The organism is Microcoleus sp. S13_B4 (genome assembly GCF_036700885.1).
Lineage (GTDB): Bacteria > Cyanobacteriota > Cyanobacteriia > Cyanobacteriales > Microcoleaceae > Microcoleus.
In genome coordinates, this window is the sequence record NZ_JAUBPU010000004.1 from 17605 (window position 1) to 42017 (window position 24413).

Annotated in this window: 21 protein-coding genes and 1 pseudogene; 17 read left to right on the plus strand and 5 right to left on the minus strand. The window is 45.9% G+C overall.

Features of this window, described 5'->3' with window-relative positions; translation table 11 throughout:
- The first annotated feature begins 92 nt into the window (after window positions 1–92).
- From der to proC, 7 genes are all read left to right on the plus strand, one after another.
- Entirely contained in the window at window positions 93–1454 is a 1362-nt protein-coding gene (gene der, locus QT994_RS03975; RefSeq protein ID WP_333171968.1) for a ribosome biogenesis GTPase Der, read from the plus strand.
- A gap of 288 nt (window positions 1455–1742) precedes the next feature.
- On the plus strand, window positions 1743–2738 hold the full coding sequence (locus QT994_RS03980) for an energy-coupling factor transporter transmembrane protein EcfT (protein WP_333171970.1): 996 nt from the start codon (window positions 1743–1745) through the stop codon (window positions 2736–2738).
- Window positions 2739–2903: 165 nt separating this feature from the next.
- The gene (gene acpS, locus QT994_RS03985; RefSeq protein WP_333045111.1) at window positions 2904–3362 is read left to right on the plus strand and encodes a holo-ACP synthase; all 459 of its coding nucleotides are present in this window, start codon (window positions 2904–2906) and stop codon (window positions 3360–3362) included.
- 42 nt (window positions 3363–3404) lie between these two features.
- Window positions 3405–3674 (plus strand): transcriptional coactivator PipX, encoded by a 270-nt coding sequence (gene pipX, locus QT994_RS03990; RefSeq protein WP_006634205.1) that lies wholly within the window; start codon window positions 3405–3407, stop codon window positions 3672–3674.
- A gap of 72 nt (window positions 3675–3746) precedes the next feature.
- On the plus strand, window positions 3747–4412 hold the full coding sequence (locus QT994_RS03995) for a YggS family pyridoxal phosphate-dependent enzyme (RefSeq protein ID WP_333045110.1): 666 nt from the start codon (window positions 3747–3749) through the stop codon (window positions 4410–4412).
- A 117-nt stretch (window positions 4413–4529) separates the two neighbouring features.
- On the plus strand, window positions 4530–5147 hold the full coding sequence (locus QT994_RS04000; RefSeq protein WP_006634207.1) for a cell division protein SepF: 618 nt from the start codon (window positions 4530–4532) through the stop codon (window positions 5145–5147).
- Window positions 5148–5339: 192 nt separating this feature from the next.
- Window positions 5340–6185, plus strand: a complete 846-nt coding sequence (gene proC / locus QT994_RS04005) for a pyrroline-5-carboxylate reductase (RefSeq protein WP_333171972.1) — start codon at window positions 5340–5342, stop codon at window positions 6183–6185.
- Window positions 6186–6221: 36 nt separating this feature from the next.
- Here the strand turns inward: proC and QT994_RS04010 are convergent, their stop codons facing one another.
- Window positions 6222–8666 carry a bifunctional serine/threonine-protein kinase/ABC transporter substrate-binding protein gene (locus tag QT994_RS04010; protein ID WP_333171974.1) on the minus strand — a complete coding sequence of 815 codons (2445 nt, stop codon included), beginning with the start codon at window positions 8664–8666 and terminating at the stop codon, window positions 6222–6224.
- Window positions 8667–8831: 165 nt separating this feature from the next.
- Between QT994_RS04010 and QT994_RS04015 the strand changes: the two genes are divergently transcribed.
- Window positions 8832–9620 (plus strand): calcium-binding protein, encoded by a 789-nt coding sequence (locus tag QT994_RS04015; RefSeq protein WP_333171976.1) that lies wholly within the window; start codon window positions 8832–8834, stop codon window positions 9618–9620.
- A gap of 97 nt (window positions 9621–9717) precedes the next feature.
- On the opposite strand, the gene plsY is transcribed toward QT994_RS04015, so the two are convergent.
- The 4 genes from plsY to QT994_RS04035 form a co-directional block, all read right to left on the minus strand.
- Complete coding sequence (gene plsY / locus QT994_RS04020) at window positions 9718–10398, minus strand: glycerol-3-phosphate 1-O-acyltransferase PlsY (protein ID WP_333171978.1); 681 nt, start codon at window positions 10396–10398, stop codon at window positions 9718–9720.
- Between the two features lie 113 nt (window positions 10399–10511).
- The gene (locus QT994_RS04025) at window positions 10512–11843 is read right to left on the minus strand and encodes a DUF3086 domain-containing protein (RefSeq protein WP_333171980.1); all 1332 of its coding nucleotides are present in this window, start codon (window positions 11841–11843) and stop codon (window positions 10512–10514) included.
- Between the two features lie 59 nt (window positions 11844–11902).
- Window positions 11903–12295 (minus strand): DUF3119 family protein, encoded by a 393-nt coding sequence (locus tag QT994_RS04030; RefSeq protein ID WP_333045098.1) that lies wholly within the window; start codon window positions 12293–12295, stop codon window positions 11903–11905.
- Window positions 12296–12358: 63 nt separating this feature from the next.
- Entirely contained in the window at window positions 12359–13153 is a 795-nt protein-coding gene (locus QT994_RS04035) for an MlaE family lipid ABC transporter permease subunit (protein ID WP_333045097.1), read from the minus strand.
- 185 nt (window positions 13154–13338) lie between these two features.
- Here QT994_RS04035 and QT994_RS04040 point away from each other — a divergent pair, with 185 nt between their 5' ends.
- The 9 genes and pseudogenes from QT994_RS04040 (at window position 13339) to QT994_RS04080 (ending at window position 24152) form a co-directional block, all read left to right on the plus strand.
- Window positions 13339–13626: a hypothetical protein gene (locus QT994_RS04040; protein ID WP_333045095.1), complete on the plus strand. Its 288-nt coding sequence runs from the start codon at window positions 13339–13341 to the stop codon at window positions 13624–13626.
- A 266-nt stretch (window positions 13627–13892) separates the two neighbouring features.
- The gene (locus QT994_RS04045) at window positions 13893–14339 is read left to right on the plus strand and encodes an Hsp20/alpha crystallin family protein (protein ID WP_333045094.1); all 447 of its coding nucleotides are present in this window, start codon (window positions 13893–13895) and stop codon (window positions 14337–14339) included.
- 114 nt (window positions 14340–14453) lie between these two features.
- Entirely contained in the window at window positions 14454–14966 is a 513-nt protein-coding gene (locus QT994_RS04050; protein ID WP_333171982.1) for a hypothetical protein, read from the plus strand.
- Window positions 14959–15399 (plus strand): hypothetical protein, encoded by a 441-nt coding sequence (locus QT994_RS04055; RefSeq protein ID WP_333171984.1) that lies wholly within the window; start codon window positions 14959–14961, stop codon window positions 15397–15399. The genes QT994_RS04050 and QT994_RS04055 overlap by 8 nt, the downstream gene beginning before the upstream one ends.
- 307 nt (window positions 15400–15706) lie before the next feature.
- Complete coding sequence (locus tag QT994_RS04060) at window positions 15707–16108, plus strand: fasciclin domain-containing protein (protein ID WP_333171986.1); 402 nt, start codon at window positions 15707–15709, stop codon at window positions 16106–16108.
- 203 nt (window positions 16109–16311) lie between these two features.
- Window positions 16312–21417 carry a PAS domain S-box protein gene (locus tag QT994_RS04065; protein ID WP_333171988.1) on the plus strand — a complete coding sequence of 1702 codons (5106 nt, stop codon included), beginning with the start codon at window positions 16312–16314 and terminating at the stop codon, window positions 21415–21417.
- Window positions 21418–21648: 231 nt separating this feature from the next.
- Window positions 21649–22428, plus strand: a complete 780-nt coding sequence (locus QT994_RS04070; protein WP_333171990.1) for a hypothetical protein — start codon at window positions 21649–21651, stop codon at window positions 22426–22428.
- A 98-nt stretch (window positions 22429–22526) separates the two neighbouring features.
- Window positions 22527–23567, plus strand: a pseudogene (locus tag QT994_RS04075) (IS701 family transposase).
- A 357-nt stretch (window positions 23568–23924) separates the two neighbouring features.
- Window positions 23925–24152: a hypothetical protein gene (locus QT994_RS04080; RefSeq protein WP_015178453.1), complete on the plus strand. Its 228-nt coding sequence runs from the start codon at window positions 23925–23927 to the stop codon at window positions 24150–24152.
- Window positions 24153–24413: the final 261 nt, after the last annotated feature.

The window sequence follows — 24413 nt, forward strand, 5'->3', positions numbered from 1 at the left end:
CACAGGCTCAATCTATAAAATTCCGGTCAGATTAGCTTACAATACAAGACTAAACCTCAAAATTACGGCGCAGCCTAATTGCTGCTACTTTTATGTCTCTACCTATAGTTGCTATTATTGGACGCCCCAATGTAGGCAAATCGACGATCGTCAACCGTTTAGCCAACACCCAAGACGCGATCGTCCACGACGAACCAGGAATCACGCGCGATCGCACTTACAGACCAGCATACTGGGGCGATCGGGAATATCAAGTCGTAGACACCGGCGGGCTAGTATTCGACGACGAGACAGAATTTTTGCCTTTAATTCGCGAACAAGCAATGGCAGCCCTCGCAGAAGCCAGCGCAGCCATTTTCGTAGTAGATGGAAAAACCGGCCTCACCGGCGGCGACGAATCGATCGCATCTTGGCTGAGACTGCAAAAAGTCCCAGTCATTCTCGCCGTCAACAAGTGCGAATCCGAAAATACAGGACTCACCCAAGCAGCAGACTTTTGGCAATTGGGACTAGGAGAACCTTACCCAATTTCAGGCATTCACGGCAACGGCACCGGCGAATTGCTTGACAAATTAATTACTTACCTTCCCACAGAAGTATTACCAGAAGTTGAGGAAATTAAAGTAGCCATTATCGGTCGTCCCAACGTCGGCAAATCGAGTTTGTTAAACGCATTTCTCGGAGAAAATCGCGCCATAGTCAGCCCGATTTCCGGCACAACCCGCGACGCGATCGACACCTTAGTAGAACGGAACGGTAAAACCTACCGCCTGATCGACACAGCAGGAATCCGCAAAAAGAAAAACGTCGAATACGGCGCAGAATTTTTCGGGATCAACCGCGCTTTCAAAGCCATCCGCCGCGCCAACGTCATACTGTTAGTAATTGACGCAATTGACGGCGTTACGGATCAAGACCAAAAATTAGCCGATCGCATCAGCCAAGAAGGTCGCGCTTGCATCATAGTCGTCAACAAATGGGATGCCGTAGAAAAAGACTCCGACACCATCTACGAGTACGAAAGAGAAGTAAGAACCAGACTTTATTTCCTCGACTGGGCAGAAATGATTTTTGTTAGCGCCATGACTGGACAGCGAGTTGAAAAAATCATTGAATTAGTAGACAAAGCCTCCGACGAACACAAGCGCCGCGTCACTACCGCCGTGATTAACGAAGTCATAGAAGAAGCCACAAGCTGGCACTCAGCCCCAGTTACCCGCCAAGGAAAACAAGGCAAAATCTATTACGGTACTCAAGTGCGATCGCAGCCACCGACAATCGCCCTATTTGTCAACGATCCCAAACGCTTCACCGAAAATTACCGCCGCTACATGGAAAGCCAATTCCGAAAACACCTAGGCTTTACCGGTACACCAATGCGGCTACTTTGGAGAGGCAAAAAAGTTCGTGCTACCGAAATGAGCACAACCAACAGAGCACTGCGCGTGAAGTAATTCTCGACTCTAGATTAAAGAAAAAACGCAGTTTAATGATATAAGCAAATTGCGTTTTTTTCTTTTCTCTTCCTTCTTTGTCTTCCTACCCTTCGGGAACGGCTTCGCCGAACGCGTCCTTAGCGTCTTCGCGGTTCAATAAATTAGAACTATTGTAGAAGTCCTTTTTTGCTACAGAAACCGCAGATGTAAGGCAGATAAACACAGACAAACGCAGATAATTTCCAGATGATTTTGGAATGAATGCAAGAGGTCTATTAATTTTATTAAAAATCTCAAATTGACCACATGGATTTACTTCGCTCGCTTCCCATAGGACTCTACCTAGAACAACCTGTAACCTGGCTTCACCGGCTAGACTCCCGCGTAAAACTCGCCTGGTTGATGACATTTCTGATTGCGCCAATACTCGCCAATCCCATTTGGCGGTTGATCCTAGTAGGAATGTTAATCGTACTGACACTAATTGCAGCAATTCCCTGGCGCGTGTGGAAACAGCAAATGGGACTGCTGCTGCTATTCTGCCTATTAGTATTTGGTCTCAGCGCGATCGCCCCCGACGGACTCTCCTCAGAACACCAGCCCCGCATCCCCGCCGACGAATTAACCTTTTCCCAACAGCCCGCAACTCTTCCACCCCCTCAAAAGCCCAAATCCTGGTACCAATCTTTTAACTTAGGCTCAAACTCCCTAATCCCCAATCCCAAAGCCCAAAGCCCAAATCAACTCCCCCAACCCACAAACTACCGTTACGTTGTATTCAAACAAGGCCCGATTAAAATCACCCGCAAATCCCTAGATTTAGCTATCAACGTCAGCACCCTATTTTTCACAGTAATTTACAGCACCAACCTCTACCTTCTCACCACAGCCAGCGAAGAAATCACCGCCGCGATTGAAAACTTAATGCAGCCCCTGCGCCGCTTGAATTGGCCTGTTACCGAAATAGCATTAACATTAACTCTATCTTTGCGATTCATTCCCCTAGTATTAGAAGAAATACAAAATTTAGTGCGATCGGTGAGTACCCGAGCGATAAACTGGAAAAAACTAGGATTTCGTCGCGCCGCTCAAGTTTGGTTGATGATAGCCGAGCGGCTGTTAGAAAACTTGCTCCTGCGAGCTGAACAAATTGCCAGCGCCATGAAAGTTCGCGGCTTCACCAGTCCCGATCGACACCGTGTAGAATGGCACCAGTTGCAATTGAAAATCCGAGACTGGATCGCCCTCGGCTGCTTGCTTGTCCTCTGGAGCGCCCGCTTGGTTTGGGGTTGGGACAGTTAAGATTTTAGATTTTAGATTTTAGATTTTAGATTGAATAATATTGAAAAATTGGGAATGACTGATTCTAGCTGGGTTTCAAGCACTGGCCTACATTTGAGTCAGTTTTGTCTGGTGGGCCACAGTCCTGCTAAAGTAATGGAGACAAATATTTAGAGAACCAAGACCTTGAACATCTATCTTGGGACAGATATCGTATACGTTCCGCGCATACAAGCGGCATTAGATCGATTTGGCGATCGCTTCCTCGAAAAAGTTTACACGCCCGCCGAACAAAGGGATTGCGGGCAACTAAATTCTCAACAGAGCAGCATTAAAGGTAAAATGAATCGAGTTTCCTGCAACCAACTAGCGGGGCGCTGGGCAGCAAAAGAAGCCGTTGTCAAAGCTTTAGGCACGGGATGGCGGGGAATACGGTATGCAGATGTGGAGATTCGGCGCTCCGCAAACGGTGCTCCCAATGTGCAACTGCACGGAACCGCAGCAGCGCACGCCTCTGTTTGGGGAAATTGCCAGTGGCAATTGAGCCTCAGCCACGACGGAGACTATTGCACGGCTACGGCGATCGCCCTTTGTAGCCCGCTGTCAAACAACGCCGTCGGGCGATCGAGCGAAACTAAAATCTAAAATCTAAATCTTTAATCTAAAATTGATCGATTGTGAGCGTGAATGACTACCGAAACTTACCTGAATCATCCAAACTTTGGCCTCCTCTTCAGGGTATCCCAGGTTGAAGACAGCCAAGAATTATTTACCACCCTATACGCCCAGCGCCTGTTTTTTTTGGTGACAAACGGCCCTGGCGGGCTGAGATTTGAACCAATCAGCCGCTCCGACGCTCGCCTCATGGTCGAAATTCGCCTGCGAACCCTGCGTCGCAGCGGTCAATATCAGGAGTACGACCAATTGCAGACCATTCACCAGCGCACATTTCAATAAGGAAAATCAGTAATTTGGTAATTGGTAACTGTCTTAATTTTCCTTCCCTCCAGTCAAGAGCGTTGAGTAACCATGACCATTGCCTCTCGAATTCACAGCATTCGCCAACACTTGCCGGAATCAGTGCGGTTAATTGCCGTTACCAAACAGGTACAGACTGATGCTATCCGCGAAGCATACGACGCCGGTATCCGGGATTTTGGCGAGAGTAAGGTTCAAGAGACAGCCGAAAAACAAAGCCAACTGCAAGATTTACCGGATATCAACTGGCACTTGATCGGGCACTTGCAAGCCAACAAAGCTGCCAAAGCCCTAGAGCATTTCCAGTGGATTCACTCTCTTGACAATTTAAAACTCGCTCAGCGACTTTCGCGCTTGGCGGGCGAAATGTCTTGCTCTCCCCAAGTCTGCCTGCAAGTCAAAATGTTGCCCGACCCGGACAAATACGGCTGGAGCGTTCCAGAACTGCTTGCCGACCTTTCAGAACTCAACAAATGTCAGCATATCAAAATTCAAGGTTTGATGACAATACCCCCACTCGGGTTAAATGACTCGCAAATCCTAGAATTATTTAACAGCACCCGCGAACTTGCTGACAAAATTCAGCAGCAAAATTTGCCCTGCATTCAAATGCAGCAGCTCTCGATGGGGATGTCGGGGGATTATCATTTGGCAATTCAAGCAGGTGCTACTATGGTACGGCTAGGACAAACCTTATTTGGCTCTAGGAGGGGATAAATAATTGAAATCTTCTAATAAAGACAATTTAGGTTAAATATAGAGTAGTCAGCCACCCGCGACTAACGCGCAACGCGAGTATAGTCGGGGCAGCCAAGTCGTGAAGGAGCGTGAATCATGAATATTTTTTCTAAACTGCGAGATTTTGTAGGCATCAACAATGAGCCTGAGTACGATGACGTGTACGACGAAACCGAAGGCGAGCGCTATCAGAACTTCTACCAAGCGCCTGAACCGAACCCCGCTGCCGTCGCAGCAGCAGAAGAAGAACGTCGTCAAAATCGTAGAATGCGGGAGCGGTCAGTAGTAGGATCGACAGGTATGGATGTCGTTGCACCAACCGGCGGAGTAGGGTCAGTAATGAATAACGTGATAGGAATGCCTGGAGCTATGAACGGGATTTCGGAAGTTGTAGTAATGGAGCCGCGCACTTTTGAAGAGATGCCGGCAGCAATTCGAGCCCTTAAGGAACGGAAGTCTGTGGTTTTGAACCTGACGGTGATGGACCCAGACCAAGCGCAAAGAGCTGTGGACTTTGTGGCGGGCGGTACTTATGCCCTTGACGGTCATCAAGAGCGAATTGGCGAAAGTATTTTCTTGTTTACGCCTAGCTGCGTGCAGGTGAGAACTCAGTCTGGTGTTGTTCACGAAGTGCCTCCTGCTCAAGGACGCCCTCGTCCTGCTGCTCCAGCACCGACAGTCTGGCCGGCAGAACAAGCTCCAATCGCTCAGTAGTCAGTAGTTAGTAGTCAGTTGACAGTGGTGAGTAGTCAGTAGTCAGTAGTCAGTAGTCAATAGTTAACAACTAATAACTGTGGAATAAACACTGCGGATTAATAACCTTAGCTAACAACTAAGTAACCAATGACAACTGACAACTGACAACTGACAACTGATAACTCAAAAGTGACAAGTGACAACTGACTAATGACAAACATAAAATTTGGTACGATCGGCGGCGGGGTAATGGGGGAAGCTCTCTTATCCCGCTTAATTGCACAAAAAGTTTATTTGCCTTCAGAAATATTGGTGAGCGACCCACAGCTTCAACGGCGCCAATTTTTGACGGAAGCCTACGGGATTGGAACAACAGCCAGCAATCTAGAAGTTGCTGTCGCTACGGAAGTGCTGTTTTTGGCGATTAAACCGCAAGTTTTTGATACGGTAGCTTTGGAGTTGGCGGTGGCGGCCGATCGCAAACATGGAAATAATGGAGAAACGGCTAATTCCGAGCCAGAAGCTGTGGTAGTGTCGATTTTGGCAGGAGTGCCACTCAGCAAGCTAGAACCAGCTTTTCCCGGGCGGGGAGTGCTGCGTGTGATGCCGAATACTCCAGCAACGGTAGGAGCGGGAATGAGCGCGATCGCCCCGGGAAAACTCGTGCAACCAGCTCATTTAGAATTGGTAAAGCGCATCTTTCAGGCAGTGGGAGAAGTGGTAGAAGTACCTGAGAGTATGCTGGATGCGGTGACTGGGCTTTCGGGTTCCGGGCCTGGTTATGTAGCAATTTTGATAGAGGCCTTGACAGATGGCGGAGTTTGTGCAGGTTTGCCACGGGCGATCGCCTCTCAATTAGCTTTGCAAACTGTATTCGGTACGGCGAAGCTAATGCAAGAAACGGGAATGCACCCGGCACAATTGAAAGATCAAGTTACAAGTCCCGGCGGCACGACTATTGCGGGAATTGCTAAATTAGAGAGTAGCGGCTTTCGATCGGCCCTAATCGAAGCAGTGAAAGCAGCTTGTGTGCGTTCTCAAGAATTGGGCAAATAAGTCAGGAATAACGCACAGAAACTATCACAAATGAGTTCAATCGCACTTTAAACCTGCCGCTTTTGCCGTCGGATATTTGACGGGAACAAAAGCTACACCAAACTGTTCTTTTCGACACTTGACAATATGCACTAACTCCGGTCGAAAATTTTGGCGCTCGCCCTTCGGATCAAACTCAATAGTTCCGGTTGCTCCTTTGGCGCTAAAATTCGGACTCGCAATAGTTTTCTGCATCCCTTCGCGGCTGGGTTGCGGTTGGCTTTCTATTGCTGTAATTAGCGTCCGAGTTGCATCGTAGGTTAAAGCTGTGCGGTGGTTGACGTTTCCTCCCCAAAGCTTTCGAGCATTTTCGGCAAATGTGGGGTTGGGAGCAGCTAAGGGGTGCCAAGAGGATGATGTCACCAGTTTCTCAAAAGACTGTAACTGGGAGGCAGTTTCTAAGGTTTTCTGGCTGTAGATTCCCCCGGTTCCCACTACCCAATTGCGATCGCCATTGGCTTTAATAAGTGCCATCGCATTTTTGACTGCATCCGGGACATGGCTCGTACTTAAGACGATCGCTGTTTTCTCCGTTCGCTCGATTTCTTGTAATGCTAGTTCAACGTTAAAATTTTTCTTACACACATCGTATTCAGTGATGCTTAAAATATTTCCTCCTGCTTGTCTAAACTGTTTTCTGAATTCTTCCCACAATGAAGAAGTAGCTTGAATCTCAGGACAGTAGAAACCCACCGCTTTTTTGGAACCTGCGTTTTCAATCAGATAGTTCTTGAAGTTTTCAGCAGTAATTTGATGTCTAGGGACAGTGCGAAAGAAAAACTTCCGACGTTGTTCTGTTAATTGTTCCGTTGTAGTCCCAGGCGAAATTAAAACTAAGTGATTTTTGTCATAAATATCGACTGCATGCACAGTCATCTCGCTCGTATAGTGACCGACGACCCCCAAAATCTCGGTTTGTTTGACGAATGAAGAGGCCCTAGCTTTTGCGTCTGCTTTCAGATTGGCATCGTCAGCGATAATGACCCTAATACCCTTGCCCTTAATGGCTTTCGCTGCTAAAAAACCTTGACCGGGAAAGTCGTTATTGCGATCGGAATTAAAGAGTCCTAGGTTGACTTCTGTTTGGGCCTGGGCAATGCCGCGCAACATTTCTCTAGCCAAATCTGAATTGACAGTACCTCCTTCGCTGTTGCTAATGGGAACGGCAACGGCAAGGGTGTAGTAATCAGCTTTTTTTGCCTTCAAAAGGGCATTATTCATGTAAATTAAAGTTTCTGGATCTTTGCGTTCTTCTTCGTTCCACGATTGTTTTAATAAAGTAAAAGCTGATTGATAATTTCCATTAAAAAAATCATTTACCCCCCCTTGTTTTAATCGAGAAGCAGATGTTTTGATGAGGATTTCCTCGCCGCAACTCACAGCATCTCCCTGGATTAAAGGACAAGTTTTAGGTGTAAAAATTTTGTGTATTAAAAATGCTGCTAGCCCGAGGAATCCTGCGCTCGCGATCGGCAAGCAGACTCTCAATTTACCTTGCCATGGGCGTTGAGGCTTCGGCAGCAGAGGTTGTTGTGAAGGGGGCGCAGGTGAGTGCAACGCTGTTAGCGATTCCCTACGGGATAGCTTCGCTTCACGCAAATCCTGCAACACTTCAGCAACAGATTGATAGCGATCGTTAAAGTGGTAGCGCACCATCTTATTTAAAACTTTTTTCAGCTTGTTGCTAATTTGTACCATCGGGCGATCGTCAGTTGAGTAGTGCCAGACGAGTTCCCCAGTTTTTTTATCATTAAAAAAGTCTTGAATATCTAAACCTGCGATCGCTTGAATGCCGATGATTCCCACAGCATAGATATCGCTGTTAAATCTTGGCTGATTTTTCCACTGTTCGGCCGGCATATAACCGTCTGTACCGATGACGCGAGTTTGAGTTATGTGACCGCCCTGAATCGCCAAATTGCTAATACCTTTGACTGCCCCAAAGTCAATCACGGCAATTTTGCCGGAGCGGTTGCACCGGATTAAGTTTGACGGTTTAATATCGCGGTGAATAATATGTTTTTTGTGGACGCAATCTAAAACTTCTAAAATGTCCTGCAATAAATCAATAACTTCTGATTCCCTAAACTGCCTGCCTGAACCGATCTCTTTGTTCAGCGGATTTCCTTCAATATATTCTTGAATTAAGTAAAATCTTCCCTGTTCTTGAAAGTGCTCGAATAACCTGGGAATGCGCGAACACTGCTCCAGAGATATCAGGGATTCAGCTTCTGTTTCAAATTGCACCTGTGCCCTGTGCAAAACCTCGGGATCGTTCGATTGAGGCGGCTCAATTTCCTTAACAACGCACGGGGAATTTTCGGGGCTGCCCAAAACATTAGCCGTATAGGTTGTGGCAAACCCTCCCTTACCTAATATATCGATAATTTGGTAGCAATCGCGCAGAATATCCCCTGGATTCAGACACATAAATTGTTCCATCCCCTTAACTCGCTGCACTCGTTGGTGCCGAGCGTACCACAAATATGACTTTTATGAACTCAAAGTTATGACTTTTATGAACTCAAAGTTATGAATATATGAATTGATTTTGAGAGTGGCTTATTTAATAATCTTGGCATCTGAGATTTTACGCGGACATTTTTTATGGCTTTAAAACCCGATCCGTCAGAACAGCGGCGATTAATTGGCGACAATACATCCGAAGTCGTTACTTTGTCGATCGCAGATGCAACTAATTTTCCTTTGGGAGGTTGGATGCTCGGAGGTGACGATCTAGTCACCGGCTCAACAGCTAATGATTTGATATTTGGCAACGAAGGGGAAGATCTTATGAGCGGGGAGTTGGGCAACGATTCTTTACTCGGAGGAAAAAGTAAAGACTTCCTGTCTGGAGATCAGGGAAATGACTCTCTCAGCGGCGGTCAAGATGCAGATTTTGTGATGGGTGGTGCGGGAAACGATATTCTCTTGGGCGGTAGAGGCAATGATTTTTTACTCAGCGGTAACGGAAATGACACTCTGGTTGGAGGTTTGGGTCGCGACATTTTACTAAGTGCGGATGATAATAATACTTCACTCAAAATCGGGGGCAGCAACTTGTACGTCCTCCAAGCAGAACCCGGAGTTACAGATGTCAATAATGCCGATTTTATTTTAGGTTTCAGACCCGCTTTCGATCGAATTGGATTGGCAGGCGGTTTGACTGCTAGCGATGTAGATTTGCAATACGTGACAAACGTGACAGTCTTATTTGGGTTTGATGCACCAGAAAGTATCAAACCATTTGTCCCGCCAGGTGCATTCGATACTCAACCGATACAGAGTCAAGGCACTCTAATTAAAGTTAGGAATTCCGGTGACATAGTAGGGTTTGTGGCAAATGTAAGAGTGGCTGAGGTTCAAGGGAGTATTATCTCGGTTCAGGGATTCTAAGCTGTATAATGGGCTGCAATGCCTCCTGCAAAAGCTTAAATCGAAGATTGGACAGAGAAATAGTAATCTGCAACCAGCGTTACAACAATAATAATTATCAATCGCTAGCTGCTGTTTCCAATTTCTCCCCAATCCTCGGTTCCGTACCCTTCAACAGTCGCTGAATATTGCTCCGATGCCGCACAATTACAAACACACCGCCCGCAATTCCAAACAATACATAAGCTAGCGGCTGATGTAAAGCAAACATCAATCCAGCAACGCTAATTGCTCCGATAATCGAACTTAAAGAAACAATTCGCGATACCGCAAATACTATCCCGAAAATTCCGAAAGTTCCCAAACCAACTGGCCAGTACAAACCGAGCAACACTCCCAAACTCGTAGCCACAGATTTACCGCCGGTAAACCCCAGCCAAATAGATTTGCTGTGACCCAAAACAGCCGAGAAACCTGCCAAAGTTGCCATCCAAGGGAGGACTGTTTCAGTATTTTCTAAACCTGCGGCGGTTGCTAGCTGCTGGGTAAAACTGAGAGAGTAAATGTAGCGGATTAGGACGATCGCACTTACCCCCTTCAACACGTCAACCAGCAACACCCCCAACCCCGGCCACTTCCCCAAAGTCCTCAGTACGTTAGTCGCACCAGTCGAACCAGAACCAACCTCTCGAATATCAATTCCCAGCATCCATTTCCCCAAGGCGTACCCAGTAGGAATCGAGCCCAGCAGATAAGCTGCTATTAACAGTGCGCCATTTAAAATTATCCAGCTAGCCATTTTTTAATTTGAGATTTCGTGTACTTTTAAAATTTGCAACCTTTTCCATAGCATAATTAGCAATTAGCAATTACTAATTAGCAATTACCAATTACCAATTACCAATTACTCAATCAAAAATCCTTAGCATTCGTCAAAGTTTGCGGATCAGCAGCAAATGCCAGCCATAGCGGAAATTGCAGGATTGACAAACTAATTAAATCCTCAGTTTCATCAATGACAATTAGCGGCAATTTGCCATCTTTCACCAGTCGATCGGCTTTTTGAGCTAAAGCTTCGGCAGACTCAAACATAATAATCCCCCGTTCCGGGCCAAAATCGCTGCGAGTAATCCCCAAACAGTCCTGCAAACCCCGGCGCCACTCTCCCAAACGTTCGGGACTGTTGGCAAGCACCAAAGTCCGCACCCGTCCACCGTATACGCTTCTGAGTACAGAAATAATAGTCGAAGTAATCAAGATATTTTGCAAGCGCGAACCCATAGTCCGCAAAGCACCCCTTCCTCCTTGGGTGAAAAACCAATTAGAAACTCGTTCCGCGTGGATGGGTTCAAAAGTGCGGCGAAGTTGCCAAGGCGGCCCGTAGTAGTCAGGAAGAGTGCGGTATTGATCGAGGGTGCGGCGAATTTGTTTGGCTTGTTCTTGAAATCCCTGTTCGGCAAATTTGGGATTTACTGGTGCTGAGGATTGAGACTCCTCAGCAGGAATTTGCTTGGGCGTCTCTTGCATCGGTGGCGTCAAATCTAAGAGTTCGGCGGTGGCTGCCAAATCTTGCAAACTGCCTACTAGATAGTCTTTGAAACCCTGGACTCGAATTGCTAAATCTTGGGAAACGCCGGCAAAAGTGGTTCGCATTTCCTTTTGAATTCGATCGCGCCGGCGTTCGAGTTTTTCTACTTCGATTTGCAGCGCTTGTTTGCGCTGATCTAGTTGAATCAAGCCGTCTTGTACCAAACGCCCGATCGAGGCTTGAGCGGAACCCAACGCTTCTATAGCATTGGCTTTGTCGGCTTCCAAGGCGGCAATTTTTTCTGTCAAAGCTTGTTCTTGCTGCTGCAATTCTTTGACTCTCTCTGCCAACTGTTCGGTAACATTTTCTGGGATGTGCGTTACCATTTCTGCGGTTGCTGTTGGCTGGGAGTCTGTTTGAAGCTCAATTTGAGCGATCGGGCTTTCTGATTCGCCATCCTCGGTGTTGGGCGGAATTTGGGCGATTGCGCCTGCTTCGTCCACGAATTGGGCGATTTCGGCATCTTCCTCGCCCAGGGGCGGGTCGGTTTCGGCTGGGATTTGGGCTTGAAGTTCATTTTGGTCGAGCCACAAATCCTCTGTTTGAGATGGAAGTTGGTACTCCGTCTCATTTACGGGTAAATCGACTTCGCCGGCACCGCTTGGGGCGGCTGGTTGTGGTTGCGGTTCTTGGGTTGGAGATTCGTCTGAATTCATGGGAAATTTGGTTCGGCGTAGGGCACGGAAAAGTTAAAAATTAAAAATTAACAACTTTTTTAGTCTTGACGGGGACAGCGCTGTTCTAAGCAGGTCTGTAGCATTTTACGATCGAACAGAACCGGCAGAAAGTGAATGCTGTTAATTTCTTTGAAATAGAACAAAATCGGCACAGCGGGCCAAAATATCCGCCAATTTTGCCATTCTCGGTAAGGAAAGCGACGGATTAAGTTGGACGATCGATAAATGTCCAAATCTGTTGGGGTAAATTGTAGCCGGATGGTGGCGGCTTGGTACATCAGAAACAAGCCGAACACAGAAAGTGGCAAACTTACCCACTTCTGCACGAAAAGCAGTGGTACGGCCGCCAGTACCAGGACTAGGGGAATCGCATAACTCGGAGCGAGTTCGATTGTACTTGTCGGCGCAGTAGCAGAGGCAGTTGTATTCACGAGTTTAAATCAAGGGTAGTAAACGAATGTTGCCAATTATTCATATTTTATCTGTTTCCTAGCTTACAAGCCTTTGAGTACGCTAGAACCCGTCCCCTGAAACATCAGCCATGTCATGAAAAAGTTCACAATAAAAATAGCCAGTAAAGCCGTCACCACCGCCGTAGTAGTCGATTGACCGACGCCTTTTGCGCCGCCGGTGGTGGTCAAACCCCAGCTAGTGCCGATTACAGCAATCAAGCCACCGAATACAAAAGCCTTAATTGCCGCGCTGCAAATATCCCACAGACTCAGGAAATTGCGGACTGATTCTAAAAACACGCTTTCAGAGATGCCGTACATCGTCGTAGCAATCAGCAGTCCGCCGAGGATGCCGGTGACGAGACACATGATGGTTAAAATTGGCAGCATCAAGCAGCAAGCAATGACTCGGGGAATGACTAAATAGTCGATCGGGTCTGTTCTGAGCATCAGCAGGGCATCTATCTGTTCTGTTACCTGCATCGTACCGATTTCCGCTGCAAAAGCCGAACCTACTCGTCCCGTCACGATGACGGCTGTTAAGACGGGGCCGAGTTCGCGAGTCAAAGACAAAGCCAAAACGCCACCGACGACATTGCCGGCCCCGAGGTTAATAAACTCCCTCGCTACCTGAATAGTAAATACCATGCCGACAAAACCCGCAGTCAGCAAAGCAATCAGCAGAGATTCCGGGCCGACTGCTGCCATTTGGTCGAGGGTGTTGCGGCGGTGAATTTTGCCCTTCAGCAAGTGCAGCATGACTTGGCCGCCCAATAAAATTGCTGCCAGCAACCGCTGACTCCATAAACTGAGGCTCGATGGTGTAGTTGTGCTCAAAGGATTTCGACTCTAGAACAACTGCCAAAAATGAAATCTCTCTACAAATCTTAAACAAGTTTTTTCTATAACATTTAAGATTTCTGACAGAACCGCCCACTGAGGGCGATCGCTGCCTATCGTAGAAAAGGACAAGTTTTGTTTGCTTGTACCTTTCGGCAGTTTAGCTGAATTTACCGACCCTTATGAGCATTTTTCCCAATTTTCTTCGCTCTGTACTGCTGACCAGCCTGTTGAGCTTTGTCGCCCCCATATTGTTAATCGGCGCGGGATTGACTAGCTTTTCGCTGATCGGCTTCGTCCCTGCTCTCCAAGGAGTTGGTCGTTCTGGAGAAGACCTGATTTTGCAGTTCTTAGCTACTTTCGGCAGCGGCTGTCCCCTCCAGGGTTTTTTCGTGATCGGTCTAACTTTTGGTTTGGTGGGTGCTTTGTTTGATACCTACGCTTCTTATCAGCATTCGCGGTGGAGTTAACCGATCTGAAATTGGAGATCTTAAATTTTAGATTTTAGGTTGGAACTTCTAGATGCAATCTAAAATCTAAAAGTGTTTGGCTGCAGTGCGATCGGATACCCGCACCTGCAATGATTTAGAAGTATCGATCGCGAATGTTCGGAAATGCGATCGGTCTTTTTGCGGAAAACCGAATCCCCCTGTTTCTGGAGCGGGAATATATTAAATACAGGTTGAGTCAAGTGTTTCTCAACCCCTAAAAACTTCAGATAGTCGAGGTATTAGTTATGGCACTTATTCGTTGGGAACCTTTGCGGGAAATGGACTCCTTGCAGCGAGAAATGAATCGGTTGTTTGATAGCTTGACTCCGGCAACCGATCGCGCATCTAACGGTGTTGCTTTTGTACCCGCCGCCGAACTCGATGAAACTCCCGAAGCCATCCACCTTAAATTAGAAGTTCCAGGCATGGAAGCTAAGGATTTGGATGTACAAGTAACCGCAGAAGCTGTTGCTATCAGCGGCGAACGCCATCAGGAAACTAAGACTGAAGATAAAGGCATGACTCGCTCTGAGTTCCGCTACGGTTCGTTCCGCCGGGTGATTCCCCTACCCGCACGGGTTCAAAATGACAGCGTACAAGCTGAGTACAAAAATGGAGTTTTGCACCTGAATTTACCCAAAGCAGAAGCTGAAAAAAACCGCGTGGTGAAAGTGCAAATCGGCGGCCAATAAGTGTTGGCTAATTGCTGATAGATAGGGATAGGGCGTGCGGTGTGCGCCCTATTTGTTTGGGGAATTGGTAATTGGTAATTGGTAATTGAGCCCAAAAGCAGGGAACCTTGGTAATTGGCTATTGCGAGTTTGAAGAATGATTCTTCCTTTTTCCTTCTTCCTTCTTCCTTCTTCCATCCATCCGTTACATCCTCAGAAAGCGAATCCGTTGCCGCACTTCCTTTTTCCCATTCTCCAACTGTCTGTGCTAAACTCGAAAATGCAATGGTTGGTGAGGAGACTTGCGTGCCGAGTCAGGGAGTTGGAGGAAATGGAATTGCATCGGAGTTTGGAGACTTAACCGGGATGAATCGCCAAGAAATCGATGATTTTTTGCGTGGCTTGGGTGCAGAAATCAGAACTACTAGAGATGGTTATGTTGAATATAAATTTTTTGATAAGTCAACAGTAATGATCCGTCCTAACGGTGAAGTGATTAGAACGCCTGCACCGAAATATGGATCAGATGGAAAAAATCTCAACAAAGGTTTGCGTCTCGATAGAGATGGTAAATTATTGCGAACGAGAGACGAATTTGGTAATTTAATTATAGGTACTCACAATACGGGAGAAAAATTAAATGAGTGATTGGAAGGATGACTATAACTTGCTTGGGTTGGGGGGTCTTACATCTTTAATCACAAAAGTCAACGTATCTTCATGGGGAAACGAAGTATTAATTGAATGCGTCTACAATCCAGAAGAAAGATTGCCTTATATCCTGGCATTCAAAGACTGTCGCGATATCAGTTGGACTGTACACGATGAAGAGGCAGTTGGCGAACTGGAAGCTGAATTCTTCGGAATTTCTTTGGGCGATGCCGAACACCGCAAGCCTGCGGTGATTACTACAGACATTTTTGAAATTTCAATTTTGTACGGCAGTTTTAGCATTCAAAAGGGAGAAAACCTAAATGCTGAAGTAGCAAATTCAGAAACAGAGAATTGGGGTATCACAATCGCCCGCAGCAGTATTGTAGAAATTGTAAACCCCCGCGCGGTTAAAATGCCAAGCGGTTAGTAATATTATGTCGGGTAAAATAACTATTACAGTCCTGGACGCACTCCGACTCCTCGAAACTGGGCTTTTCACCTAATCTGCGGGTTTTAACAAAGTATTTTCGTAAAAAACCAGGTTTCAAGGCCCCCATGCGTAAGTCCTATATTATTAGGTTTGTAGTGAGGACTTCAGTCCTCATCAAAAATCTGAGGATTGAAGTCCTCACTACAAAATAATTACCAATTTTTCAAAAAAGACAGTAGGTATTGTTGCCCGCCTCAGTTTACGATACTTAATAGAACTTTTTTCCCAGATGAGGTAAAACACAATGCCTGATATTGTTGATATTGCCGTAGGTGCGGGTTCGTTCCAAACCCTGGTAACAGCCGTGCAAGTAGCTAATTTAGTAGATGCGCTCAAAAGTCCGGGCCCTTTTACTGTCTTTGCACCCACTGACGATGCTTTTGCGAAATTGCCGCCGGGAACTATCACCACCCTAGTGCAGAACGTTCCCCAACTGACTAGGATTTTGATGTTTCATGTCGTATCGGGCAAGTTTATGAAAGCTGATTTGGCCAAACTCGGTTTTGTTAGTTCCTTGGAAGGTTCGCCGATTAAAATTGATTGTTCTGACGGTTTTGAGGTGAAAAATGCTACAGTTGTCGCTGCGGATATCGAAGCTGATAACGGCGTGATCCATGTGATCGATAACGTGATTTTAATGGGATAACTTCGCTGCCCAATCTCGCTGCGGGAGCAAACCAGGTGCCTTGCTGTGCCGCTTTGCTCCCGATCGCACGCTTTTTTTTAATCGGTTGAAGGTAATTTAAATATAAAAAAGTTGTCTTTTCGGCGGATGTATTTTAAGATCATTGTTTGAAAAAGTTTAAAAATCAATAATTATAATATAAGCAAACCAGTTTGGTGAGCACTATGCAAATCCTAGCCGCCAGCCTCAAAGCACAAGTCCGCCAGCGTACCTTGGAACTGCAAGTTCTCAACGAACTTACGGCAAAAGTTCAAGCCGCTCTCAGTGCTGATGAAATTTGGTCGGCGTGTCTGGCACATCTCGATCGCCTCATTCCCACAGATGCGATCACAATTTTGACGTTACCGGACGATCGACTATATCTCCAACACCTACAGCCGTTAAGTGCTAGCACCAGAGCCGAAATTGAAGGGCGCTTGCAAGCTGCTCGCGCTCAATGGCTTGCTGGCAATCGGGACTGGGCGCACAATATCGCTCCTCCACCAATTGCTGAGTTTCAGTCGGTCTTGATGGCACCAGCAAACCCCGATGAAAGTGAAGAATTGTTGGGAGTATTTTTCATTGGTGCACAGCAGGCTACTGCTTTTAATTTGGAGCACCTTGGTTTGCTTCACACTGTAGCTCAAATTTGTGCAAAACAGTTAATAGCTTTAGCGCGTCAAACGACCAGTGTTAAGGATAAATTTCAAAATAATTTTGCTCTGGATTCGGAAAGTCAAGAACTATTGTTGCGGGCTGTAATTGACGAGGCGCCGGATCGAGTTTTTGCGAAAGATAGAAACTTTAGATACATTTTTGTCAATCAAAGTTTTGCTGAATATGTGGGAAAAAATGTTGAGGAAATTATCGGCAAAGATGATATTGAATTAGGGTTTTCATCCGAATTAGTATTTGGCGATCGCAACAACTCAATTAGGAGCATCCGTGAGGAAGATCGAGCTGTGCTGGCTGGGGAGAGGGTTCGCAATCCCTACCAGGCGATCCTCTTTGAAGCTGGCAAACAGCACATCTTTGATACGCAAAAAGTGCCGCTATGCGATACACAGGGTAATATATTTGGGGTTTTGGGTTTTTCTAGAGAGATTGGTCAATTGCAGACCACAGATGAAGCCAGGAATCACAGCCAAGCCAAACTGCAAAAAATTACTGCTAGCGTACCGGGTACGGTATATCAAATTGACTTGCAGCCAGACGGATCGATGGCTTTCTCGTTTGTGAGCGCGGGCTGCAGAGAATTGTATGAAATAGAACCAGAGGCTGCTCAGCAGGATTTTAATGTAATTGTTGAGATGATTCATCCCGAAGATCGAGATGATTTTCTCAACTCTGTCACGCTTTCTGCTGAAAATTTGCAGCCTTGGCGGTGGGAAGGAAGAATTGTCACTCCGTCAGGAAAACTTAAATGGGTGCAAGGAGCTTCCCAGCCCGAATTTCAAGCATCGGGGGAGATAGTTTACTACGGCTTGTTCACGGATATTAGCGCCCGGAAACAAGCTGAACGGAAGCTGCAACTTTATCAACAAATCTTTTTGAAATCCAACGATGCGATCGCGATCTTAGACCCCCAAGGCTATTACTTAGAAACAAATCAAGCTCACACGGCTTTGCTGGGTCACAGCGCGTCAAAATTGTGGGGAAAAACGCCTGCCACTAACATGGGAGAACAGACATTTGCGTCGGTGCTGCAAAGCTTGGCCTCTTCCGGGAGTTACCGAGGCGAAATGACTTGTATTAAGGCTGGGCAAATGGGAACAGTTGAGGTCGAGCTTTCGGCTTTTGCGGTTCTCAATGATGCTGGGGATGTAGTTTGTTACGTAACTGTCAAAAGAGACATCACTGAACGCAAGCGAGCTGAGGAAAAACTAAAGCTTTACCGAGAAATATTTTTAAACTCCAATGATGCGATCGTCATTATCGATGCAGACGGGTTTTTCCTCGAACAAAATCTTGCTCACCAAACGCTTCTAGAATACACAGACGCGGAATTAGAAGCAGAAGCTTCGCCGCTGGTTGCCGGGGAGCGTTTTTCGGCAATTGCCCAAAGTTTAGCGAAAACAGGAAGTTTTCGGGGCGAAATTACTAACTCCACTAAAAAAGGCCAGACGCTGGCGATCGACGTTGCGGCATACTCTGTGATTAACAACGCCGACGATGTAATTTGTCATGTGTGCGTCAAACGCGACATTACCGAACGCAAAAAAGGAGAAGAAGAACGGCAAAAATTTGTGTCGCTGATTGAAAACAGCAGCGATTTTATCGGTATGGCTACTCTGAAAGGCAAAACACTGTTTGTCAACGAAGCCGGACGAAAACTGGTGGGTGTAGAGAATCTTTCGGCAGTGCTTTATACGGAGATATGGGATTATATTGGGCCCTATTTTCAACAGAAATTCAGTCAAGAGATTTTACCAACAATTATCAGTCAGGGCCAGTGGCAAGGCGAAGGTCAAATGCAGCACTTGGGCAACGGACAACCCATTGATGTTGTGATGAATGCTTTTCTGGTCAAGCACCCTCAAACCACCGAACCGCTGTGCTTTGCTGCGGTAATCCGCGATGTCACCGAACGCAAGCAAGCTGAGAGAATGCTGCGAGAACAAGCAGAACAAGAACGGCTGGTTTCGGCGATCGCCCAGCGAGTCCGGCAATCTCTCAACCTGACTCAAACTCTGAGCACTGCTGTACAAGAAGTGCGACAGTTGCTGGCAACTGACCGCACAGTAATTTATCGTTTTGAGTCCGAGGAAACAGCGCTTGTTGTGGTGGAATCTGTAGGGGATGATTGGATGCCACTGCTGGGAAGAGAAGTTCCAATGACATCCTTTGGGGAAAATTATGTATCCCTGTACAGCACCGGGAAAATTCAAGCAATGGCAGATATTTATACGGCCAGTTTGAGTGAAACACACCGAGATTTACTGGCGAGTTTGCAGGTAAGGGCTAATTTAGTGGTACCAATTTTCATAGGTGATGAAAGTCAGGATTTGGCAGCCGAATATTCGCCGGCAACGGGAATGGGGCCGGCGGGAAATAGTTTGGAAACGAGTCAAAATCGGTTGTGGGGATTGCTGATTGCCCATCAGTGCAGATCTCCGCGCGTTTGGACTGATTCTGAGGTGGATTTGCTGGGAAGGTTGAGCGTGCAGTTGGCGATCGCCATTCAGCAATCTACTCTTTTTGAACAAGCGCAGCAGGCCCGAGAAGCAGCCCTAGAAGCGTCTCGAATGAAGTCATTATTTTTAGCAAATATGAGTCACGAAATCCGTACTCCGATGAATGGAGTGATGGGGATGACTGATTTGCTGCTGAAAACGAACCTTACTCCCGAACAGGTTGACTTTGTACAGACGCTGAAACTCAGCGGTCAAAATTTACTCTCCATCATTAACGATATTCTGGATCTATCCAAACTGGAAGCCGGAGAAATGCGCTTAGAAATACTAGAATTTAACCTCAGTATCTGTGTGAATGAAGTGCTGGATTTGTTGGCAACTCCCGCACAAGAAAAAGGTATAGAAGTGGTGGCACTGATTGACAGCGACGTGCCGCTGCAAATTAAAGGTGATGCAGCGCGGTTGCGGCAAATACTCACTAATTTGATTAACAATGCTATTAAGTTTACAGAAGCAGGAGAAGTGGTAATTGAGGTGGCTAATGCTAGTAATCCTGGGTTATGGGCAGCCAGCGATAATCAGAAAATTTTCGAGAATATCGAACCCTTAAAAATAGAAAACAAGGACTCCATGCTCCTGCTGTTTAAAGTCACAGATACAGGAATTGGGATTGCTCCAGAAGACAAAAGAAAGCTGTTCCAATCTTTTACTCAAGTTGATGCCTCTACGACAAGAAAATATGGTGGTACAGGTTTGGGGCTGGCTATTTCTAAGGAGTTGGTGGAGTTAATGGGTGGCCAAATCGGTGTGGAAAGTACCCCTGGCCAAGGCTCGACTTTTTGGTTTACTGTGCCGACAGTTAAGGAAAATTTAACTGCTGTCGGGACAGCGTGCGAAGTGAATTTAGAAACGGTGCTGGCGGGGAGAAAAATGTTAATTGCTAGCGACAAGCCGACAGTGCGAAAAGTGCTAGTGAGAATGGCTGTTTTGTGGGGAATGGAGGTTGAGGAGGTTGAGAACGGTTGGATGACGATCGCATCTCTGTACAAAGCTGTCAGCCTTAATTCCCCTTACGATATTGTTTTGGTTGATATTCAGTTGCCGGAAATGGTGGCGGGAAGTCTCGAACGCTTGAGGATTTCTGAGCCGGCAATGCAGCAGACAAAGTGGGTGGTGCTGACTTCAATGACTCAGCTTGGAGAGGCGAAACGCTTGGTAGATAGCGGTTTTAGTGGCTATTTAACTAAACCTGTGAAAGCTCACCGACTATTTGATTGCTTGGCAAATGCGATCGCCCCGAGTACGCTGATTGATGAGCCGCGAGCAAATCCAACGTCCAATCGAGCCTCAGCTATTGACAACCGGGACTTAGCAAGTTTAAAGATTTTGTTAGTTGAAGATACTCCAATCAATCAAAAAGTTGGTCTGAATCAACTCAGAGTTTTGGGATGCGCGGCGGATGTTGCCAATAACGGTGCAGAGGCTGTATCTATGGTTGCTCTGAAAAAGTATGACATTGTGTTGATGGACTGTCAGATGCCGGTTTTGGACGGTTACGAAGCAACGCTGCAATTGCGCCGCCTAGAAGCGGCAGATGTTGCTGCTGGCAAGATGCAGCCGCATCAAAAGACGGTGGTGATTGCGATGACTGCGAATGCTTTGAAGGGCGATCGGGAAAAGTGTCTGGCGGCGGGCATGGACGATTATATTAGCAAACCTATTGCGATTGAAAAGTTAAAATCGGTACTAGAAAATTGGTCCGCCAAGCTAAAAATTGAAACTCCCCAGTTTAATGGTGAGGAACTTCCACACTCTGAGCCAGATCTCGAATCGGTAGTCGATATGGCACGTTTGCACGAAATTTCGGGCGCTGATTTAGAGTTTGAGCGGGAAATACTGCAAACTTTTGTGGTGGATACTGCTAGTTATTTAGAAGCTGCTAAGGAGGCGATCGCCTCGGGAGATATGGAGACACTGGCCCGCCAGGCTCATCAAATTAAAGGTGTCAGCGCTACGGCGGCGGTGCGGTTAATGCCCGAGATGGCAGATCAGGTTCAAAGTCGAGCCGAATCAAATGATTTGGAGGGGGCTACAAAAATCATCGCTGAATTAGAAATAATTCTGGCGCGGGTTCAAAAGGGGCTAGCCCCTGAGTAAGCTGCTGCTATGTTCGAGAGGGAGAGGGGGAGAGGATTTGACGAGTGGGGAATACGCCATTGAAATATATAATTTACAGCAATTTCCAGGTTTATGGAGTACGGTTGCAAGGGTTTGTCAACCATTTTGGTAAGTGCTTGGGATTAAGGTGTACTTTATTTGCCTGGAATCTGCTGTAAATTCGCTAACTGCTGTACATTCAGTAAAGTCGCAACTAAAATCCACCCAGATATGAAGCCAAAACCAAACAGTACAGAACAATCTGCACAGCATCGCACGATCAAAAAGCTGCCAGAAGTTACCATCTTTTTCTGGATTATCAAGTTGCTGACTACGGGAATGGGCGAAACAACTTCAGATTACCTAGCCCATCAGATGAACCCAATTTTTGCGGTCGCTCTGGGGGGAAGTGGATTAGTGATTGCTTTACTAATACAGTTTTTAGTACGGAAATATATTCCCTGGGTCTATTGGTTAGCTATTATTATGGTCGCTATATTCGGAACAATGGCTGCTGATGCTATCCATGTTGTATTAGGTGTTTCGTATCTCCTATCGACTGTAGGATTTTCCATCGTACTTAGTATTATTTTTGCAGTTTGGTATATGAGCGAAAAGACTTTATCGATTAATCATATTTACACACTTCGGCGCGAGTTATTTTACTGGGCAACCGTTATGGCTACATTTGCGCTTGGCACAGCCGCAGGTGATATGACAGCATCAACTTGGGGTTTGGGGAACTTCACATCAGGTGTACTGTTTGCCTTGTTATTTGCTTTACCAGCGTTCGCATACTGGCGCTCAGGACTTAATGAGGTCGGGGCTTTTTGGCTCGCATATATCCTGACTAGACCATTGGGCGCTTCCTTCGCAGATTGGATCGGTAAATCTCAGGATAGTGGTGGAGTAGGCTTTGGTACAGGGCGGATCAGCATTGTCTTAGCTATTCTGATTTTTGGTTTTGTTGCTTATGAGACATACTCGCTCAAAGACAGTTATAGCAATTAATAAATAACTAGATTATTAAGCCATAGGACTTACGCATTGACAAAATAACCAAAGAGTGAATTGATAAAGAAGGAACATCTACTAACGTGTATCGGACAATCAGAAAAATAAGTAAAACCTCGACAGCGCAATGCAATAAGGAGCTATACACCTTATTTTTACTCTCAGAACCCAAGGAGAGGGGGGTGCAGTAGGTTAGCAGAGATATTGGGAGACGTTTCCCATGATAGTATTAATCGCTTTTTGCTTAGAGAGAGATATGAACCGAAAGATGTATTCTCGATGATAGAAAAAGTTATTAACTTAGAAGGAGGTATATTAAGTGGTGACGATACAGTTATAGAAAAGCTGTATAGTGAACCTCAACATACGGAATTACTTAGCTATTTTTTGTCAGGTAAATACCATAAGCCGATCATGGGATTGAAGTTAATCACGCTATATTATAGTGATGTTTATAATAATTCATTGCCAATCAATTACATAATTGACGATAAAAGAGAGGGTCAAACCAAAAACGATTATTTTAGAGAAATGGTGAGGGAAATCAGAGAATGGGGAGTGAAACCAAGAATAGTAACGGGAGATAGTTGGTATTCAGGAGTAGAAAACTTAAAATTTCTAATCAACCAGAAACTGGGTTTTATCTTCGGAATTGAAAAAAAACAGAATTCTCTCACTCAAATGAGCGGCAAAAGTATTATCAAGTCAGCACTTTAGGAATGCTCGATGAAGGATTAGTGACTCATATAAAAGAATTTGTATTTATAAAGTTGTTGAGGAAAGACTTTAAAAAACAAGACTCTAGACATTATATTTTATATCTGCCAGAGCCGTCCATGCTTAAAGAGAAAAGTCGAAGTGAATTTATCACAATTCACGATGTTCATTGGGGCCTTGAAACCTTTCATAGAGCGTTCAAACAAGTATGTGGAATTTGGCGGTTCATGGTGATAGACATGTTCGCGAGCGAGACTCACATATTTTGCTCACTTCACGCATTTATCAAATTGGAGTTGATGCGCTCGAAAAAGATAATTAGGAATTGGTATGAAGTGCAAAGGAATCTGTTCACTTTAGTTGTCGGTGAGCATATTTTGGCGCACCTTAGCAGTGATGGCAGGAGCGAGAATACATAGATAATGTTTTTTGTCAATGCGTAAGTCCTATACGCCACAGCTTAATTAATTTTCTCGCGAACCGGGCAGGAGTGCCCGATCGCGGACAGCTCTTGGCAGCCCCCACGAACGATCGCGTGTAAAGATTTTTAATCTTTTATCAAGATGTTTATCTCAATGTGAAGGAATTGGGAACTCTTATAACATCTTGTGTGTTGTAACTTGTGACACTACTGTATTAAGTTATTGTGGTCAAATATAAAATAATCATTAAGCCGATCGACATGAGGGTGCTTTTCGTCTATCGGCTTGAGACACCAAGACCAGCTTTTCGCTATGCCCGCCCATTAAGTGCGTATTTACGCTCAACGAGGTTTTATGACTCCAGTCATGTTACGCCAACTCTGGTCATTAATTGAGACCACCCAAGCTACTCTGTTAGTCAATTTGGACGATGCGACCTTGGTACAGTGGCTGCTAAAGCAGTTAAAGACGAACTCTGCGCTTAATGGCAAAGAAGCAGATTTGTTGGACGAATACATCCAGTCTCGGCTTTCCCTAATCCGCGATTTAGCTGAGCAGCGGCTAGCACCAGAGCTACTGTGAGCGGATTCAATCAAAATCGGATAAATATTCCAGGGAAGGGCGATGCTTCCTCGCGCTGGGCAGAAATACCAGAAAAGAAACCCGGTTTCAAGGATAAATCTTGGGTTTGACGACGACACCTCCAGCCAGAAACCGGGTTTCTAACTCTGGGTTCCCAGCTTGCTCAAAAAAAACAGGCGGGTAGTCGGTGCAGTGGTCACAGTTCAGCACCGGATGCAGAATGGCTAATTTGAAGCCGGAGGCTGTTGTATATCGCAGATC